General features: G+C 63.0%; 17 protein-coding genes. 8 read left to right on the forward strand and 9 right to left on the reverse strand.

The window, feature by feature from the left end; translation table 11 throughout:
• Positions 1-147: 147 nt before the first annotated feature.
• From flgG to flgB, 6 genes are all read right to left on the reverse strand, one after another.
• Entirely contained in the window at positions 148-930 is a 783-nt protein-coding gene (gene flgG / locus DOM33_RS02240) for a flagellar basal-body rod protein FlgG (protein ID WP_110665439.1), read from the reverse strand.
• A gap of 29 nt (positions 931-959) precedes the next feature.
• Entirely contained in the window at positions 960-1724 is a 765-nt protein-coding gene (locus DOM33_RS02245) for a flagellar basal body rod protein FlgF (protein ID WP_110665441.1), read from the reverse strand.
• Between the two features lie 105 nt (positions 1725-1829).
• Entirely contained in the window at positions 1830-3314 is a 1485-nt protein-coding gene (locus DOM33_RS02250; RefSeq protein ID WP_110665443.1) for a flagellar hook protein FlgE, read from the reverse strand.
• 137 nt (positions 3315-3451) lie between these two features.
• The gene (locus DOM33_RS02255; RefSeq protein ID WP_110665445.1) at positions 3452-4165 is read right to left on the reverse strand and encodes a flagellar hook assembly protein FlgD; all 714 of its coding nucleotides are present in this window, start codon (positions 4163-4165) and stop codon (positions 3452-3454) included.
• Positions 4166-4278: 113 nt separating this feature from the next.
• Positions 4279-4692 carry a flagellar basal body rod protein FlgC gene (gene flgC, locus DOM33_RS02260; protein WP_110665447.1) on the reverse strand — a complete coding sequence of 138 codons (414 nt, stop codon included), beginning with the start codon at positions 4690-4692 and terminating at the stop codon, positions 4279-4281.
• A gap of 4 nt (positions 4693-4696) precedes the next feature.
• Positions 4697-5113 (reverse strand): flagellar basal body rod protein FlgB, encoded by a 417-nt coding sequence (flgB, locus tag DOM33_RS02265; protein WP_110665449.1) that lies wholly within the window; start codon positions 5111-5113, stop codon positions 4697-4699.
• 372 nt (positions 5114-5485) lie between these two features.
• Here flgB and flgA point away from each other — a divergent pair, with 372 nt between their 5' ends.
• From flgA to DOM33_RS02295, 7 genes are all read left to right on the forward strand, one after another.
• On the forward strand, positions 5486-6184 hold the full coding sequence (gene flgA / locus DOM33_RS02270) for a flagellar basal body P-ring formation chaperone FlgA (RefSeq protein WP_162617863.1): 699 nt from the start codon (positions 5486-5488) through the stop codon (positions 6182-6184).
• 207 nt (positions 6185-6391) lie between these two features.
• A complete protein-coding gene (flgM, locus tag DOM33_RS02275; protein WP_110665452.1) occupies positions 6392-6667 on the forward strand; it encodes a flagellar biosynthesis anti-sigma factor FlgM in 276 nt (91 codons plus the stop codon).
• 64 nt (positions 6668-6731) lie between these two features.
• The gene (locus DOM33_RS02280; RefSeq protein ID WP_110665454.1) at positions 6732-7184 is read left to right on the forward strand and encodes a flagella synthesis protein FlgN; all 453 of its coding nucleotides are present in this window, start codon (positions 6732-6734) and stop codon (positions 7182-7184) included.
• Between the two features lie 323 nt (positions 7185-7507).
• Complete coding sequence (locus DOM33_RS02285; protein WP_110665456.1) at positions 7508-8569, forward strand: flagellin N-terminal helical domain-containing protein; 1062 nt, start codon at positions 7508-7510, stop codon at positions 8567-8569.
• Positions 8570-8845: 276 nt separating this feature from the next.
• On the forward strand, positions 8846-9112 hold the full coding sequence (locus tag DOM33_RS16090; protein ID WP_162617864.1) for a hypothetical protein: 267 nt from the start codon (positions 8846-8848) through the stop codon (positions 9110-9112).
• 418 nt (positions 9113-9530) lie between these two features.
• Positions 9531-9893, forward strand: coding sequence for a hypothetical protein (locus DOM33_RS02290; protein WP_110665458.1), 363 nt, complete (start codon positions 9531-9533; stop codon positions 9891-9893).
• A gap of 327 nt (positions 9894-10220) precedes the next feature.
• The gene (locus tag DOM33_RS02295) at positions 10221-12038 is read left to right on the forward strand and encodes a SulP family inorganic anion transporter (protein WP_110665460.1); all 1818 of its coding nucleotides are present in this window, start codon (positions 10221-10223) and stop codon (positions 12036-12038) included.
• 109 nt (positions 12039-12147) lie between these two features.
• Here the strand turns inward: DOM33_RS02295 and DOM33_RS02300 are convergent, their stop codons facing one another.
• Positions 12148-13371, reverse strand: a complete 1224-nt coding sequence (locus tag DOM33_RS02300) for an AGE family epimerase/isomerase (protein WP_110665462.1) — start codon at positions 13369-13371, stop codon at positions 12148-12150.
• Between the two features lie 134 nt (positions 13372-13505).
• On the opposite strand from DOM33_RS02300, the gene csiR reads away from it, so the two are divergent.
• Positions 13506-14546 (forward strand): DNA-binding transcriptional regulator CsiR, encoded by a 1041-nt coding sequence (csiR, locus tag DOM33_RS02305; RefSeq protein WP_338053810.1) that lies wholly within the window; start codon positions 13506-13508, stop codon positions 14544-14546.
• Positions 14547-14597: 51 nt separating this feature from the next.
• Here csiR and DOM33_RS02310 read toward each other — a convergent pair whose 3' ends face one another.
• The gene (locus DOM33_RS02310) at positions 14598-15845 is read right to left on the reverse strand and encodes a CaiB/BaiF CoA transferase family protein (RefSeq protein WP_110667436.1); all 1248 of its coding nucleotides are present in this window, start codon (positions 15843-15845) and stop codon (positions 14598-14600) included.
• A gap of 6 nt (positions 15846-15851) precedes the next feature.
• Positions 15852-17030: an acyl-CoA dehydrogenase gene (locus DOM33_RS02315; RefSeq protein WP_110665463.1), complete on the reverse strand. Its 1179-nt coding sequence runs from the start codon at positions 17028-17030 to the stop codon at positions 15852-15854.
• Positions 17031-17077: the final 47 nt, after the last annotated feature.

The raw sequence follows: 17077 nt of genomic DNA on the forward strand, positions 1-17077 counted from the left end.
CCAGGCGGCAGGCGGCGCCGCGACGCTGACGGTCGCGGCGCGCGCAAACGACGAGGGCGGTCTGGTGAACGGGCGACATGGCGTTTTCCCTGGCGGTTACGGTCGGCATGAACATCTCGGTTCGACGTCTCGATCAGGACGTCGCGATTAGAGCTGGGAGAGACGCGCGAGCATCTCGTCGGAGCTTTCGACGGCTTTGCTGTTGATTTCGTAGGCCCGCTGCGTCTCGATCATGCTCACCATCTCCTCGACGACGTTGACGTTGGAGGTTTCGACGAAGCCCTGGTAGAGCACGCCGGCGCCATCCATGCCCGGGTTGAGGTCGGCCCGCGGGCCGGAGGCGTCGGTTTCCAGATAGAGGTTCTGGCCGATGCTCTGCAGCCCCGTCGGGTTGATGAAGGTCGACAGCATGATCTGCCCCACCGGATTGCTCTGCGACGAGCCGGGCTGCGTCACGGAGACCGTGCCGTCCTGACCGATACTGATCGACAGCGCGTTCTGCGGGATGACGATGGGCGGATCGACCGGATAGCCGTTGGCGGTGACCATCTGGCCGTTCTCGTTGACCTGGAAGCTGCCGTCACGGGTGAAGCCGCTGGTACCGTCGGGCATCTGTACGGCGAAGAACCCCTGGCCGTTGATCGCCAGATCGCGGGAGTTCTCGGTGTTCTGAAGCCCACCCTGGGTGTGCAGCCGCTCCGTCGCTACAGGCCGCACGCCAGTACCCACCTGCATGCCGGACGGCAGCGTATCGACTACAGATGACTGCGCGCCGGGCTGGCGCACGTTCTGATACAGCAGATCCTCGAAGACCGCGCGCGAACGCTTGAAACCGTTGGTCGAGACGTTCGCCAGGTTGTTGGAAATGACGTCCAGCTTGGTCTGCTGCGATTCCAGGCCGGTCTTGGCTGTCCAGAGCGATTTGATCATGTTGAAACCCTCAAAGGCCGCTAAGGCCGTTAACCGTTGATCGACAGCAGGCTGTTGGCGCGCTGCTCGTTCTCGTTGGCACTTTCGATCACTTTCATGTGCATGTCGTAGCGCCGCGAGGCGTCGATCATGGAAATCATGGCGTCGGTGGCGGTGACGTTACTGCCCTCGAGTGCGCCCGAGACCAGGCGTAACGTGTCGTCCGCCGGCTGCGGCGGCGCAAAGTCTTCGCCCTCGGGCGGCGTCAGTCGAAAGAGGCCGTCCTCGCCGCGCACCAGGTTCTCGTTGCCCGGCGATACCAGCTTCAGGCGAGCCAGCGGCGCGATGGCGTCCGGGTTCTGGCCCGGTTCGATCACGCTGATCGAACCGTCGCCGGCCACGCTGACTTCGCCCCCCGGCGGGATCACGATCGCCTGGCCGTCATCGCTCAGTACCGGATTGCCCAGCGAGGTGAGAAGACCGGTCTCGTCGACCTTGAGGTCCCCCCGGCGGGTGTAGCCCTCGCCGCCATCCGGCGACTGCACCGCAAGCCAGGCGTCGCCCTGCATCGCCACGTCGAGACTGCGACCGGTCGTGCTGATATCGCCCGGGGTGAAGTCCGCACCCGGCGTTGTCATCATCGAGGCGATTCGCGTGCCCAGACGGGCTTCACCCTCGACGGGTACGGCACGCTGCGCCATCAGTTCGCCGCGAAACCCGGGCGTGGAGACGTTGGCCAGGTTGTTGTTGACCACCGCCTGCTGCGCCATGGTCTGGCTGGCACCGCCACCGGCGGTATAGAAGATGCGATCCATGGTGTGGCTCTATCCCTCTGGGCGTGACAGGAGCCGGGCAACGCGGCTCGGTCTCGATGATGGCGGCCTGGCGCTCGCGAAAGCCGCAGGCCGCCGATCGCGCGATCAGCGCAGGTTGACCACCGTCTGCAGCACTTCGTCCTGCGTCTTGATGGTGTTGGTGTTGGCCTGGAAGTTGCGCTGCGCAATGATCAGATCCACCAGCTCTTCGGTGAGATCGACGTTGGATGCCTCCAGCGTGCCCGCCTGCAGCGAGCCGTAACGACCGGAACCCGCAACGCCCATCACCGCCTGACCGGACGAGGACGTCTCGGCCCACAGGTTGTCGCCGCGCGGCGTCAGTCCTTCGGGGTTGGCGAAGTCGGCGACGGTGACGCGCCCTAGACCCACACGCTGATCGTTGGAGTAGTTGCCGACGATCAGACCGTCTTCCTCGACGGCGATACCCACGAGCTGACCGGCGGCGTAACCGTCCTGGTTCGGCGAGTTGGTCGCGAAGGCCTGCGCCGTCTGCGAAGAGCCTGCGAAGTCGAAGTCGAAGTCCAGCGCTTCGGAGCCGTTCTGCGGATCGAAGGTGTAGCCGGCGCTTGTCGTGTTATCGAAGTCCAGACCGCCGTTGGTGCTGATACCGCTGAGCTGACCGTTGGCGGTAAAGGAGAGCATCTTGTCGTCGAGTACCGCGGCGTAGCTGATCCGGCCACCGGTGTAACCGGTCACGTCGCCGGCAGCATTGGTCCGCGGCGTCGTTCCGGTGACCGTTGCGATGTAGTCGGTGCCGTCGGCGCGCACGCTGTATTCACCGTTACCCCCGTTACGTCCCCGCGGGTTGCGGGAGAAGACCGGGTCACCATCGAGATTGTTGGTCGACTTCGGGAAGGTGTTGTTCTCGCCAAGCGACACACGCGTCTCGACTTTCCAGCTGTTCTCCAGCTCACCGCCGTTGGCGTCCTGGTCGGCACGAACGAAGTACATCTGCAGGTTGTGCGCGTTACCCTGCGTGTCGATGACGCTGGTAGAAGTGCTGTAGTTGTAGGTTGCCGAATTGGCGGCGTTGAACGGCCGCGCGTTACCGTTGTTGTCCGTCGGTACCGCAGAGCTGGCGTCGAGGTCGATCGCCGCGCTGGCGTTCTGGGTCGCCTTGGCGATCATCGAGTCGCCCGGCAGCTGGATGACTTCCGGCAGGCCGCCGGTGGGAACCGTGGCACTGGTATCCAGGGAGTTGAAGTTGCTGACGTTGTACCCGGTGAGGTAGGCGCCCTGCGCGTTGGCGAGATAGCCTTCGGTCGTCATGGTGAGCTGACCGTTACGCGAGTAACCCACTTCGTTGCCCTGCGAGAAACGCAGGAAGCCGTCACCGCTGATGCCCACGTCCAGGTTGCGGCCCGTGGTCTCGAGCGTGCCGTTGGCGAAGTCCTGAAGGACGCCGGAGACCTTGGTCCCGAGTCCGATCTTGCTACCGGCGTAGACGTCGGCGAACTGAACCGAGGAGCTCTTGAAGCCCTTGGTCTGCGAGTTGGCAATGTTGTTGCCGATGGCATCGAGCTGCTGCGAGGCGGCGTTGACGCCGCTGAGTGCCTGCGAAAATCCCATGACTGACTCCCTGCGTTAGCGTTTGGGGCCGGACTCGGCAGGCGTCTACCGCCATTCGGCGACGGCCGCGATCCGGTGAAGCGAGGTTTAGGGCTGAATCGAGTGACGCAAAACGGGTAGCACCCGATAGCGCGTCACTAGAGAATCTGACGAACCTGCGTGAGCGCCACGGGTTCCTGGGCGTAGCCCAGATCCAGCAGCGGGCCGCCATCGCGCTGAATGACGCCGTTGACCAGCGCGTAGTTCAACGGTGCGGCTGACGTTCTCTCCTCGCCGTTGATCGCCGTCATTTCTGCGCTGTAAGTCGTGTTGTCCGAGGCATAGCTGCCATCGGCGAGCTTGCCGTCCCAGGTGAAGCTGTGGACGCCGGCGGCGAGCGGGCCGGTGGCAAAGGTACTGACGACTTCGCCGTTGGCGCCCTTGATCGCGATCTCCATATCTTCGACGCCCTGATCCAGATCGACACCGATCGGCGTGGCCGCGACCTTGCCGGTCACCTCGTCGGTCTTGCCGACCAGGATCTGGCTGCCCGGTACCATCACGCCCTGACCGATCAGCGCGCTTGCCTGAAGCGTCTGGCCGGCGTCGATCTGCTCGGTGATCGCGGAAAGGTTGTCGTTGAGCTTTTCGATACCGCTGACCGTGTTGATCTGCGCCAGCTGAGCGGTCATGTCCGAGTTTTCCATCGGACTCGTCGGGTCCTGGTTCTTGAGCTGCGTCACCAGCAGCGTCATGAAGCGATCATTGAGCTCGCCACTGGAATTGGTCCCGGCTGCGCCGTTTGCGCTGCCCGCGGGCGCCGGCCCATTGATGTTGGCCAGCGCATTGCTGCCGATCACCGGACTCGCCATCGTTCTCTCTCCCCTGCCGGCGCGTTGCCGACGTCATCGAATCGGTTCACTTTCTCGACCGACTCTTCATGAATCGGCTCGTATTGGAGGCCATGGCCTCACAGGGCGACGGCTCAGCCCTCGCCGATCGTCAGCGTCTTGCTCATCAGCGCCTTGGCGGTGTTCATCACCTCGACGTTGGCCTGATAGGAGCGGGACGCTGCGATCATGTCGACCATCTCGTTGACCGGATCGACGTTGGGCAGCTGTACGTAGCCATCGTCGTCGGCGAGCGGGTGGCCGGGACGGTATTCGGAGCGCAACGGCGTCTCGTTGTCTTCGGTCACGCTGTCGACACGTACGCCACCGGGCCCGGCACCGTTGTTCTGGCTCAGCGCCTGGAACATCACATGCTTGGCGCGATACGGCTCACCGTTCGGCCCGGCAACGCTGTCGGCATTGGCCAGATTGCTCGCGGTCACGTTCATGCGCTGAGAGTTGGCCGTCATCGCCGACCCGGAAATATCGAAAACACTGAACATCGACATGGCGTTACTCCGACTGCATCGCGTTCTTCAGCCCCTGAATACGGCGACTGACAAAGGTGACGTCTGCCTGGTAGCGCAGCGAATTGTCGGCGAATGCCGCTCGCTCGCGATCCATGTCGACGGTGTTGCCGTCCAGACTGGGCTGGTCGGCCATGCGGTAGCGAAGATCGTGGATACCCAGCGAATCGCTGCCCTGCCCGGCAATGTGACGCGACGACGTGCGTGACAGCGACAGCCCGTTCGCGTCGCCGCGGCCTTCCTGCATGACGCGCCCGAGCTCGGCGCCGAAGTCGAAATCCCGGGCCTTGAAATTCGGCGTATCGGCATTGGCGATATTGTTCGCCAGTACTTTCTGTCGCTCGGCGCGCAGGCTGATCGCCTCCTGCTGGAACCGAATCGCGTTTTCCAATTTATCGAACATGTTGAGCCACCCTGCGACTGCCTCGGCCTCGATCGAGAGCACTACGAGGCGGGAGGTTTTTGGACGAAGTGGAGAATAGCGGCGAGCGTCAACGCCCAATCGAGTAAATAGGCCTTCGAATGCGCGTCATTTTCAGCGATGACGTGACGCGCCTCCCCCTACAATCGCTCTCCATCGGCGTGCCCACGCGGTTCATGGGCGCTGTCGAACGCAGATCGGCAACGCCCGCAGCGGTCCAGAGTCGACCGAGTCGTCTCGAAGCCGCTCGAATCTGCCCGAAGAAGAAATGAAGGAAGACGAGTGCCCCCAGCCCCTCGAGAGAAAGCCGCCATGCGCCGAGAACATCGATCGACATTGCGACGCGTTCGTCGCTTGACGGCCCGTGCGGTTCTCGCCGCGGCTCTGGGGGGTATGGCGCTCACCGCCACGGCGCAGTCGCCAGCGACGGATGGTCAGGACGAGCAGAGCGACGTCGAACAGCGCGTGCGGGTTTTCCTGCAGGCGCAGACAGCGTCGCTCGGCGATAGCGTCGAGATCGACGTTCGCGACACCGATAGTCGTCTCGAGGCGTGTATCGCCCCCGAACCCTTCCTGCCCCGCCCGGGCGTGCCTCAGGGCCGGGTTACGGTGGGACTGCGCTGCGGCGGCGACAGTGCGAGAACGCGGTACGTTCAAGCGACGGTGTCGGCGACGATTCGTCATCTGGTCGCCGCCCGCACCATCGATGCGGGAGAGCGGGTCGATGCCAACGCCCTCGACTGGGCCACCACGGACATTACCCGCCTGCAGCGCGGGTATCTGGACTCACTCGATGTGACGAGTGCCACGGTCGCGACGCGACGCATTCCCGCTGGCGCCACGCTCACCGAGTCGATGGTCCGTGCGCCGTGGCTCGTCGAGCGCGGCGACAGTGTCGTTCTCACCGCCCGCGGCGACGGTTTCAGCGTCAGCCGTACCGTCGAAGCGCTGGACAACGGCGGGCTCGGCAGCACGGTGCGGCTGAAGACCGAAAGCAACCAGATTCTGCAGGGCAAGGTCATCGGGCCCGAGCGCCTGGCGGTCGATTTTTGATGACCGACTGCGGACCCGCGCTTAACAAAACGTTTCATACTGCGCTTTCAGTTTTGCTTGGGCATGCCGATAGGGTGATCAGAACCACAGCACCCGGTGGAAGCACGAGAACGCAACGTATCCGCGTACACCGTATGCTTCCCGGACACCACCGCCGCGACTTAGGATGTATTCCCTGACGCAGCGGACAGCCCAGAGGCCAGACAGATGAAAATCGATCACACGCAGTCACTGACTCGCCCGACATCGAACGAGAACGTCGAATCCCGCAAGAACGCCGCGACCGCCAAGAACGCGGAACCGCAGCCGAGCTCGACGACCACGCTGAGCCAGATCGATCGGCAGAACGACACCGGCGATATCGACACCGCCCGCGTCAACGAGATTCGCCAGGCGATTGCCGATGGCCGATTCGAGCTCGATACCAGCAAGATCGCCGACGGCCTCATTGCCGACGTCGAGGCACAGCTCGGCCAGCGCTGAGTCTGCGTTTCGAGCCGCATGACGCTCTTATGACGCGCTTCATAACATCAAGAGGAATCACGCCATGTCCCTGACCTCCCTTCTCGCCGATCAACGGCGCCACCTCGAAGCGCTCGACGCGTTTCTCGAGGAAGAGCGCGGACTTCTGAACGCCGGCGAGATCGACGGTAAGCGACTGGGCGTGATCGCCGAAGAGAAGCAGACTCTGTTGACCACGCTGGATGGCATCGAAGCCTCACGCCGGGCCCAGCAGCGCGACGCCGGCTTCGGCGAAGGCAGCCAGGGGGCGGAAAGGTTCGCCGAAGCCATCGACGCCGGCGAATCGTGGCAGCGCATCCGCGAACTCGCCGAGCACGTTCGCCAGACCAACCGACTCAATGGCCACATCATCTCTCAACGGCTCGAGCAGAATCAGCAGGCGATCGACTTTCTTCAGCGCGCCGTCGGCGGCAGCACTTACGGCCCCAAGGGCAAGTCACTCCGTCAGGGGTTTGGCGGTATCAGCTCCAGTGCTTGAGCGATGGAGACGGCAGCAAGGTGTAAGAAGAAATGGGGCAAGGCGTGCTGTCGACACCTTCAAATATCCAGCTCGGCTCCTGAATAACTCTCCCGATATAGACTCCTCGAAAACCGCAGCTTGCTGCGGTTTCGGCGTCTTTAGCGTCCAGGAATCAATCGAACAAAAATCCTAAAAATTGGCGGATTTTCCTAAAGAGATCGCAGCCGACGTCGATAAAGGGAATAACGGCCACGGGGCCGTTTCAGCAAGGCACAACGAGCCACCAAATCGCTCCTTGGGTCAGGCCCAGATAGCCCTCTTCCAGCGAAAGGATTACGACAATGGCAGTTATCAATACCAACATCACCTCCATGATCGGCCAGCAAAATCTGAACAAGTCGCAGAACGATCTGTCGACTGCCATGGAGCGTCTCTCCTCCGGTTCGCGCATCAACAGCGCCAAGGACGATGCCGCCGGTCAGGCCATCGCCAACCGCATGAGCAGCCAGATCACCGGCCTCAATCAGGCCAGCCGTAACGCCAACGACGGTATCTCGCTGGCGCAGACTACTGAAGGCGCTCTGAACCAGATCAACGACAACCTGCAGCGCGTACGTGAACTGACGGTTCAGGCCCAGAACGGCACGAACTCCGACAGCGACCTGAGCTCCATCCAGGACGAAATCTCCGCGCGTCTGGACGAGATCGATCGCGTCTCCAAGGAGACCGACTTCAACGGCACCAAGGTTCTGAACGGCGATAAAGACTCGGTCAGCATTCAGGTGGGCTCGAAGGATGGCCAGACCATTTCTATCTCCCTTCAAAAGATGGATTCTGAATCCTTAGTTGGCGCTAACGGGTTCAACGTTAGTGGTTCAAAAGACGTTGAGGCGGATACATCGGGGATCATTGGTACAAATGACTCAGTTGTGTCCTATACCGACGAGAACGGCGGTACAGCCTACGCGGTGAAAACGACTCCGGCCACGGGCGACGCTACCTACGCTGCCGCCACAATTGATGGTGATGGAGTCGTGACGGGCGGAGGCGCTTCTATCGATGCTGCTGACATCAAGAATGAAGCTGCCGTTGCTGATGGCGACACAGTATCTGGGACCGTAGACAAAACCGCGGACCCGCTAGCAACGATCGACGCTGCCCTGAGCAAGGTCGACGGCATGCGATCTGATCTGGGTGCCGTTCAGAACCGCTTCGAATCTGCCATCGATAACCTGAACACCACTTCTACCAACATCTCTGCTGCCCGCTCACGCATCGAAGACGCCGACTATGCGGTCGAAGTCTCCAACATGACCCGCGCGCAGATTCTGCAGCAGGCCGGCACTTCGGTTCTGGCCCAGGCCAACCAGGTTCCGCAGGGCGTTCTTTCCCTCCTGGGCTAATCGGCCGAGCAGTCGAAAAAGTAGTATCGAGGCCGGCGAAAGCCGGCCTTTTCCATACACATTCAAAAGAATTACATTATGGCTTGCACGTTCTGTGGATCGGGAAACCACACTGGAAGAAATTGCCCCAAACCTTCGCGCTGCTCCCACTGCAATGGCGTGGGGCATAATATTCAAACCTGTCCAGAAGTTAGACGCTGTAGCTACTGCAAGAGCTACCAGCATGACCGAAGAACTTGTCCTGATCTAAGATAATAACTACAGAAGGAGATTCCTGTGAGCTTCTGGAAGAAAACGGGTTCATTAGCACTAAAAACAGCCAAGGTCGGGTATGCCACAGCAAATGTATTGGCCAATCAGGTTGAAGCACAATCCAATGAAATAAATCAGCTACATAAGGACTATAAAAACAGGTCAAATAAAGAGCTGTTAGAAATCATTGAGAGCACTGGCTTTTTTGCGAAGAGCTACCAGGAAAAAGGCGCTGCCCGGTCTATATTGAGGCAGCGCAAGCGTTCTCAGTCTGAGCATAATTACAGTTGATGACCAAGCTGCGGACCACAAGCATAGTGGCCCCCTATGCCTAGCTGATTATTGCGACAGGGGTACCTTCGTAAAACAGTTTACAACGCCAAGAACCGGAGTGCCGCTCAGCCGAGGCTCGAAGAGCCTGGTTACACGGGTGGAATCTTCGTGATTACCCACGAGCCAATTCTTTAGCAGGCAAGCATATCAATTTTGTGCCCATACCAATCAAAGCTCGCAGGGCGCTTTACCCCTCCTGAATTAATCTCTTGAGTATTCCGAATTGTCGCAAGCTGAAGGTCGGCGAAAGTCGGCCTTTTTCTTCTTGATCGTTTGGCAAATTAGCCAATTAACCCTATTTCCAATCTTTAATTTCGCCTTCTAGACCACCCACTTTCTGGTCCAATAGCCACACCCTGAACACGGAAATCGCGCCATGACGATCCAAGACAGTGAATTCGCACTCGCCAAGATCGATCGGCTCATCGAAGACACCAAAGTGCTGATATCGGACTTCGAAGCGACAGACATGGACGACAAAATGACAGCGGATTACGACGCGCTGCAAACGATCTACCAGCGCGCAGTGGCCCCCCAGCGCGAGCAGACGCTGGCCCTGCTCGATCGACTGGAGCGCGCCGCCCGTGATAGCCCATTAGGGGCTCAGGATGCTATCGATGCCGCATGCTTCGGTGAGTTATCGAGAGCAAGTGAACAGCTTTCATCTCAGACGCAAATCCCCATTATCGATGAATCATCCGTTGATGCTGGCGGGCACGTCGTCGTCGCCCCTCTCTGACGATCCTCTCGATCTCGTCGGCAGGTAACGCCCCTGAAGAATCGGGAGTGCCTTCTGCCGTTCGTTACTGACTCGGGCGCGGGCGCGAACGCGACGAATGATGCGGCCGAGTCGGTTGCCGTCGCCGCCGGTGGGGTTCAAAACGTTTACGCGGGCTCAAAATCGATTTTCTCGCCCTTCATTGATGTCAAAACGGTTTTCTTCGGGTGCCGGCCCTACTTGCCGACGGCTCGCGATGAGACCTGCCTTGCACCCTACCCCAATCCCGCGCACCATTTATGGCTGCAAACGATAAGCTTATGAACGATTAGAAAGCATGAGGCGGCGATGAGCGGCGAACCGAGCGAAGACCCACACGAACCTGACGAGACGCTGCGCGAGCGGATCCATTTTCGGGCGCGGTTGGCACGCTACTTCCCCATCGCGAGCTGGCTGCCCTATTACAACCGCCACCTGCTGAGCGAAGACCTGGTCGCGTCGATCATCGTCACGCTGATGGTCATCCCGCAGGCGTTGGCGTATTCGATTCTCGCGGGGCTGCCGGCGGTCGCCGGGCTTTACGCCAGCATGCTGCCGCTCATTGCCTACTCGATCTTCGGGACCAGCCGAACGCTCTCCGTCGGTCCGATGGCGATCGTCGCGCTGATGACGGCGGCGGCGCTCTCACCGCTTTTCGTGCCAGGCTCGCCGGCCTACAGCGAGGGAGCGGTCACGCTGGCGATGCTTTCCGGGCTGATGCTCGCCGTCATGGGCCTGTTGCGACTGGGCTTCTTCGCCAACTTCTTGAGCCACCCGGTGATCTCGGGACTGCTCACCGCCTCCGGCGTGCTGATCGCGGCGAGCCAGATCGCGGGGCTGATGGGCATCGGCGGCTCAGGGTTCACGCTGATCGACCAGCTCACCCACATCGCGACCCATCTGGAGAACATTCACCTTCCGACCCTGATCATCGGGGCGGGGGCGCTGGCCTTTCTGATGCTGATGCGCCGCGCCGCGCCGACGCTTCGCCGACTCGGCCTGTCCGCGTCCGCGGCGACCTTCATCGTGCGCCTCGGCCCGGTCACCGCGGTGACCATCACCACGCTGGTCTCCTGGTGGCTTGACCTGCCAGCGCGTGGGGTCAACGTGGTCGGTGACATCCCCGCGCACCTGCCGCCGCTCAGTCTGCCCTCTTTCGATCCCGGACTGCTGCGGGATCTGTTGCTGCCGGCATTCCTGATCAGCGTGGTGGGCTTCATCGAGTCGGTGTCACTGGCGCAGATGCTGGCCGCGCGGCGTCGCGAGCGTATCTCGCCGGACCAGGAACTGGTGGGACAGGGGGCGGCCAATATCGCGGCGGCCATCACGTCGGGCATGCCGGTGTCGGGCAGCCTCTCGCGCACCGTGATCAACTTCGACGCCGGCGCACGCACCCCGGCTGCCGGGGCCTTCACTGCCCTTGGCGTCGCGCTGGTCATCCTGTTTCTGACCTCCCTGATCGCGTATTTGCCCATTGCGACACTCGCCGCCAGCATCATCGTCTCCGCCATGACGCTGGTCGACATCAGCGCGCTCAAGCGAACCTGGCGCTACTCCCGCAGCGACTTCACGGCGATGCTGATCACCATCCTGCTCACCTTTGTCGAAGGCGTCGAAGCGGGCGTCATGGCGGGGGTCGCCGTCTCGCTGGCGCTTTATCTCTACCGCACCAGCCGGCCGCACACCGCCGTGGTGGGGAAGCTACCGGGCACCGAGCATTTTCGTAACGTGCGTCGTCACGAAACGGAGATCGACAAGGAGATCGCGCTGCTGCGCATCGACGAAAGCCTCTACTTCGCCAACGCACGCTATCTCGAGGATACGGTGTACGCCCTGCTGGCCGACCGCCCGGCGATGCAGCATCTGGTGCTGATCGGCTCGGCGATCAATCTGATCGACGCTTCGGCGGTGGAAACCCTGGAGTCGATCAACGCGCGGCTCAAGGACTCGCAGATCACCCTTCACCTGGCCGAGATCAAGGGCCCGGTGATGGATCGTTTGAAGAAGAGCGATCTGCTCGACGAATTGACCGGGGAGGTCTATCTCAGCACCTATGCTGCCTGGACCGACCTGCGCCATCGACTGGAGAGCGATGCGAGAGCCGGCGATACCGCGCCCGCCGGCTGAGCGCTTCTTGCTGTGTTTCAGGCTGACCGCCGTTCGCGCTGATCGTCGTTCAAGCCAAGTCGTCGCTGAGGCTCCTCGATATTCAGGCTAAACCGCTGTTCAGGTGCGTTCAGCCGGACCCCGCGAGGCTCAGCCCCGTCTCGCGACGCTCGGCCAGGCGAAGCAGTGTCTGGAGCGCCTGAAGCGCGGCCTGGTCCACCTTGGGCGCCGGGCTCTTTTCCCGGGAATAGCGGCGGTTGTCCGGCGTCAACCGGTCATGCCAGCCGCCACGCTCGTGGTCGATGACGTGTTGCCAGACGAAGCCCATCAGCTTGTCGAACGCGCGACCGAAGCGTGCCTGCCCCGTCAGCGCGTGCAGTTCTGCCGCCGCCGCCAGCCCCCGCGCCTGAACCCAGTAGCACTTGTCGCGGCCCAGCGGCTCGCGGTCGAAATCGACGCTCTGGATCATTCCGCCACACTGTCTGTCCCACCCCGCCGCCATCGTTTGGGTGAATCGCCGCTCGGCGGTCTCCAATAGCCATCGCTCGCGGGGGAAGTGCCTAGACAGGGCGACGAGTTGCCGGACCCACCCCAGCTGCTCGCCGATCTGAACCCCCCATTGCGGCGAGCGACCGTCGAGCGCCTCCTGACGGCGCGCGAAGCGGTGACGGGAGAAGTCCGGTCGCCACTCGGCGTCGTAATGGGGCCACAGCCAGCCATCGCCCACCGGGGCAAGGCGATGCCACACGAGACGGGTCACGGCGAGCGCCCGTTCGATCAGCCCTCGCTCGGCGGTGACGGCGAACGCGCCAATCAGCGACGCGACGACATCGAGCTGCGCAGCCGTCGTTCGAGGTGCCTGCCAGCGACCCTGGGCGTCGACCGCGTCCACGTAGAGCCCGTGGTCGCTATCGAAATAGCGCGTCTCCAGCCGCTTCAGCTCGCGACGCAAAGGCGCCTGCGCCGCCTCGATACCCGCACCCGCCGCGGCCGCATAGGCGTCGATGACGCCGACGAGGCCGCTGACTCGGTAGGTGGCCGAGTCCGGCTCGCCGTGATCGAGCGTCCAGGCGTAGTCCCCCGTGCGCGTCTGAAAATGCGTGCTCTCCAGGTAGCGAAGGCCGTGGCGCGCCCAGCTCAGGGCTTCTCGACTGTCCGTGCGCCGGGCCTCATCGGCGTAGAGGGTGACGAACCCCACGCTCGACAGCAGATGACGCCGCCCCGGGTTGTAGGTGCGCCCATCGTCGCCAAAGTAGTGATGAAAGCCCGCGTGGGTGTCGATACAGCGCGGGTGGTAGAACTGCACGATACGCTCGATCTGGTGGGCGATCTCGCGTGAACTGGTCAATGGCATGGCAGGCTCCGTCGGCAAGCGAACGTCATTCGATCTAGCGCGCTTGGGACGACGAACGCCATACGCCACTGGTCGATGATGGGAAATCTCGCGGGATCGAATGCCCGTTGGCGAGCGCGGACTTTAGAGGCGAGATGCAGCGGTTTCTGCCCATCGACACCCTGGAGAGAACGCTCGAGCGCCCGGGCTTCAGCGACTACCTGCAGCGGTTTCTGCCTATCGACACCCTGGAGAAAACGCTCGAGCGCCCGGGCTTCAGCGACTACCTGGCTCGCGAAGTGGGCGCCAGACTAGAGCACGTTGCCAACCGTTTGGAGGGGACTTCCGATGACACCATCCCGTCTTTTCGGATGTGGCACCGCGTGGCACTCGGACCCAAGCGCCCGTCCCGGACATGCCAAAACACCGACGTTCTGTTTGAATGGCGATGGAATCCTCCAGTCCTGACCGTTGCGATAACCATGCCGATATCCGTCTCCCGAAGCGCCGACCCAGCACCGGCAAGCCAGACCGCCGATGACGCCTATCGTCAGCTAAAGCGAGACATCGTGCGCGGGTCTCATACACCCGGCGGCAAACTCGTCATGAACGATCTGAAAGCGCGTTACGGGCTGGGTGTCGGCCCGCTTCGCGAAGCGCTGACACGTCTCGTCGGCGAGCGCCTGGTGACCACCGTGAGTCAGCGCGGCTATCGCGTCGCCCCGCTGTCGCTGGAGGCACTGGAGACGATCTACGATGCCCGCGCCGAGCTCGAGGCACTGCTGGTCAGGCTCGCCATCGAGCGGGGCGACGACGACTGGGAAGCCGACATCGTCGCCAGCGCCCACCGCCTCTCGAAAATCCAGCGGCTGAAAAGTGCCGAGCAGACCCTCACGCTGTGGGATACCCGACACCAGGCGTTTCACGACGCCATCGTCGCCGGCTGCGGTTGCGAACCGCTGTTGCAGGCCCGCGCGGCACTGTTCGATCAGGCCCAGCGCTACCGGTATCTGTGGCTTCGCGATACGGTTTTCTCCGACGACGCGCTCGCCGACAAGCGGGCGGAACACGACGCGCTGGTCGAGGCGGTGCTGGAACGCCGGGCCGAACTCGCCTGCCGCCAGGTGCGCGCGCATCTGTTGACGCCCGTCCCTATCATTCGCGAGCGACTCGGTGCCACCCACCTCGATCAGTGAGCCTCGTGCCGGCCATCGCCCGCTCCTCTCGAACGACACGTCCTCTCCCGCTCAGCCGATCACGCCCCGACGCTGAAGCGTACGGCACTCGCTTTCCTCGATGCCCAGCCAGCCCTGCATGACCTCTCGGGTATGCTCACCGAGCCCCGGCGGCGGGCGCTCACTGCTCGGCCGTTGGCCGTTCATCCGCACGGGGCTCGCCACGAGTCGCATCGGGCGACCGTCGCCGAGGATGCGCTCGATCTGCATCCCGCGGTGACGTACCTGCGGGTCCGCGAAGACCTGATCGAGGCTGTTGATCGGCCCAGCGGGCACGCCGAACGCCTCCAGTCGGGCCAGCCAGGCATCACGAGAGTGCGCCTTCAGCCGATCGCCCAGACGGGCGACGAGTACGTCACGGTGGGCGACGCGCTGGGCGTTGGTCACGAAACGGGGATCGCTTGCCAGCGCGGGATCGTCGAGGGCCTCGGCCAGGCGACGAAACTGATCGTCGTTGCCCACGGTGATGATGAGGTGGCCATCGGCGGCCGCGAACGCCTGGTACGGCACGATGTTGGGATGGGTGTTGCCCATGCGCTGCGGCGTCTGCCCGGCCGTGAGATAGTTGAGTGCCTGATTGGCGAGCACGCCCACCTGCACGTCGAGCAGCGCCATATCGATGTAGGCGCCCTCGCCGCTGTTCGCCCGAGCCAGGAGCGCGGCGAGAATCGCATTGGCGGCATAGAGCCCGGCGAAGAGATCGGTGACCGCCACGCCGACCTTGGTCGGCTCGCCGCCGGCCTCGTCGGCGGCACCGGTGAGACTCATCAACCCGCCCAGCCCCTGGATCAGGAAATCGTAGCCGGGGCGTCCGGCGTAGGGCCCGTCCTGTCCAAAACCGGTGATCGAGCAGTAGACGATCCCCGGATTGTCGCCCTTGAGCGTGGCGTAGTCCAGCCCGTAGGCCTCGAGCCCACCGACCTTGAAGTTCTCGATCACCACGTCGGCCTGTCGCGCCAGTCGCCTCACGAGAGACTGCCCCTCGGCGGTGGCGAGATCGACGGCGACCGAGCGCTTGCCCCGATTGGCGCTGAGGAAATAGGCACTGAGGGCACAGGACTCGTCGCCGCCCGCCAGCCAGGGCGGCCCCCAGCCACGGGTATCGTCGCCTCGCCCGGGCCGTTCGATCTTGACCACATCGGCACCGTAGTCCGCCAGCTGCTGCGTGCACCAGGGCCCGGCCAGCACGCGCGTCAGATCGAGCACCTTGATACCGGCCAGGGGTGTCGCGTGATTCGCCCGTGGCGTCTGCTCGTCCATCGCCACTCAGCCGAACGCCTGGATGCCGGTCTGTGCCCGGCCGAGAATCAGCGCGTGGACATCATGGGTGCCCTCGTAGGTGTTGACCGTTTCGAGGTTGATCATGTGGCGGATCACCCCGTACTCCAGCGAGATACCGTTGCCGCCATGCATGTCGCGGGCCTGGCGCGCCACGCCGAGCGCCTTGCCGCAGTGGTTGCGCTTGATCAGCGAGATCATCTCCGGGGTGGCCTGGCCGCTGTCCAGTAACCGTCCGACCCGCAGCGAGGCCTGGAGGCCGAGCGCGATCTCGGTCTGCATGTCGGCGAGCTTGACCTGCACCAGCTGCGTCGCCGCCAGCGGTCGCCCGAACTGCTGTCGATCCAGCGTGTATTGAAGGGCGGCGTGCCAGCAGAACTCGGCCGCGCCGAGTACGCCCCAGCTGATGCCGTAGCGCGCCTTGTTGAGACAGCCGAACGGCCCGCCGAGACCGGAGGCGCCGGGCAACAGCGCCTCGTCGCCGACGAAGACGTCATCGAGCACGATTTCGCCGGTGTCGGAGGCGCGCAGTGACGCCTTGTTGCCGATACGCGGCGTGGAGAACCCCTCGCTCTCCCGCTCGACGAGGAAACCCTTGATCTTGTCGTCGTGCGCGTCCGACTTCGCCCACACCACGGCCAGATCGGCGATGGGGCTATTGGTGATCCACATCTTCTGACCGCGCAGGCGATAGCCGCCTTCTACTCGGGTCGCGCGGGTCTGCAAGCTCGCAGGATCGGAACCGGAGTTGGGCTCGGTGAGGCCGAAGCAACCGATCAGCTCGCCGCTGGCGAGCCGTGGCAGGTAGCGCTGCTTCTGTTCCTCGGTGCCGTAGGCTTCGATGGGGTACATGACGAGCGATGACTGAACGCTCATCGCCGACCGATAGCCGGAGTCGACTCGCTCGACCTCGCGCGCGATCAGCCCGTAGGCCACGTGACTCGCCCCGGCGCCGCCGTAGGTCTCCGAGACCGTCGCCCCGAGCAGGCCAAGCTCGCCCATCTCGGTAAAAATCTCGCGGTCGAAGCGTTCGTGCTCGTAGGCCTCGAGCACGCGGGGAGCGAGGCGTTCCTGGCAGTAGTCCCGCGCCGCCTGTTGGATCTGACGCTCCTCGTCGTCGAGCTGCTGATCGAAGAGAAACGGGTCGTCCCACTGAAAACCGGTCATGGCACTAGCTCCTGGCGAATCGAGGTGATTCGCCAAGCCTACGCTGT

Source organism: Salinicola halophilus, from assembly GCF_003206155.1.
In the GTDB taxonomy this organism is placed as follows: Bacteria; Pseudomonadota; Gammaproteobacteria; order Pseudomonadales; family Halomonadaceae; genus Salinicola; species Salinicola halophilus.

Bases quoted from the DNA above. Each gene is read 5' to 3' on its own strand.
- flgG (WP_110665439.1), bottom strand. From the start codon at position 930: ATGATCAAATCGCTCTGGACAGCCAAGACCGGCCTGGAATCGCAGCAG.
- DOM33_RS02245 (WP_110665441.1), bottom strand. From the start codon at position 1,724: ATGGATCGCATCTTCTATACCGCCGGTGGCGGTGCCAGCCAGACCATG.
- DOM33_RS02250 (WP_110665443.1), bottom strand. From the start codon at position 3,314: ATGGGATTTTCGCAGGCACTCAGCGGCGTCAACGCCGCCTCGCAGCAG.
- DOM33_RS02255 (WP_110665445.1), bottom strand. From the start codon at position 4,165: ATGGCGAGTCCGGTGATCGGCAGCAATGCGCTGGCCAACATCAATGGG.
- flgC (WP_110665447.1), bottom strand. From the start codon at position 4,692: ATGTCGATGTTCAGTGTTTTCGATATTTCCGGGTCGGCGATGACGGCC.
- flgB (WP_110665449.1), bottom strand. From the start codon at position 5,113: ATGTTCGATAAATTGGAAAACGCGATTCGGTTCCAGCAGGAGGCGATC.
- flgM (WP_110665452.1), top strand. From the start codon at position 6,392: ATGAAAATCGATCACACGCAGTCACTGACTCGCCCGACATCGAACGAG.
- DOM33_RS02280 (WP_110665454.1), top strand. From the start codon at position 6,732: ATGTCCCTGACCTCCCTTCTCGCCGATCAACGGCGCCACCTCGAAGCG.
- DOM33_RS02285 (WP_110665456.1), top strand. From the start codon at position 7,508: ATGGCAGTTATCAATACCAACATCACCTCCATGATCGGCCAGCAAAAT.
- DOM33_RS02290 (WP_110665458.1), top strand. From the start codon at position 9,531: ATGACGATCCAAGACAGTGAATTCGCACTCGCCAAGATCGATCGGCTC.
- DOM33_RS02295 (WP_110665460.1), top strand. From the start codon at position 10,221: ATGAGCGGCGAACCGAGCGAAGACCCACACGAACCTGACGAGACGCTG.
- DOM33_RS02300 (WP_110665462.1), bottom strand. From the start codon at position 13,371: ATGCCATTGACCAGTTCACGCGAGATCGCCCACCAGATCGAGCGTATC.
- csiR (WP_338053810.1), top strand. From the start codon at position 13,506: ATGCAGCGGTTTCTGCCCATCGACACCCTGGAGAGAACGCTCGAGCGC.
- DOM33_RS02310 (WP_110667436.1), bottom strand. From the start codon at position 15,845: ATGGACGAGCAGACGCCACGGGCGAATCACGCGACACCCCTGGCCGGT.
- DOM33_RS02315 (WP_110665463.1), bottom strand. From the start codon at position 17,030: ATGACCGGTTTTCAGTGGGACGACCCGTTTCTCTTCGATCAGCAGCTC.